Here is a 377-nt window from a genome sequence, read left to right as displayed (position 1 = left end):
TATGCAGCGCCACCGGGTGCTCCAGACACAGGTGCAGCCATTGCCTGAGGACCCGACGCAGCGACGGCGCGCTGCTGGGCTTGGGGCGTTGCTGCGCGGCGGGCGGGGCCAGGGCCCAAAACGTCAACAGGGTGACGATCAGCGTCATACCGGCGCAGATCAACCAGAAGTGCTTCAGGGAAATGCCGTGCAACAACGCGATCAGCACACCATTGAGGCAAATCGCAAACGCCGCCCCGGAAGACGCCAACCCCAGCACACGGCTGCGGTGTGAGGCCGGAATCACCTCGCTGGCCAACGCCGCGATAGCGTTCATTGATAATGCGTTTGGCACCGATATCGGCGGCCTCTTGATGGATGCCATCGATCAGAAGCTC

Annotated in this window: 1 protein-coding gene and 1 pseudogene; one reads left to right on the top strand and one right to left on the bottom strand. The window is 62.9% G+C overall.

Annotation, left to right across the window (positions count from 1 at the left end; all coding sequences use genetic code 11):
- On the bottom strand, nt 1–316 hold a 316-nt coding region (locus tag BK665_RS33805), incomplete at its 3' end, for an MFS transporter (RefSeq protein ID WP_375538970.1).
- Between BK665_RS33805 and BK665_RS35490 the strand changes: the two are divergent.
- Nucleotides 273–377 (top strand): annotated as a pseudogene (locus tag BK665_RS35490) (glutathione synthase); the annotation flags it as partial. The gene BK665_RS33805 and the pseudogene BK665_RS35490 sit on opposite strands and share 44 nt — an antisense overlap.

The organism is Pseudomonas frederiksbergensis (assembly GCF_003732665.1).
Classification (GTDB): domain Bacteria; phylum Pseudomonadota; class Gammaproteobacteria; order Pseudomonadales; family Pseudomonadaceae; genus Aquipseudomonas; species Aquipseudomonas frederiksbergensis_G.
The sequence above is the reverse complement of the archived record's forward strand: the minus strand, read 5'-3'. Positions and strand labels throughout refer to the sequence as shown.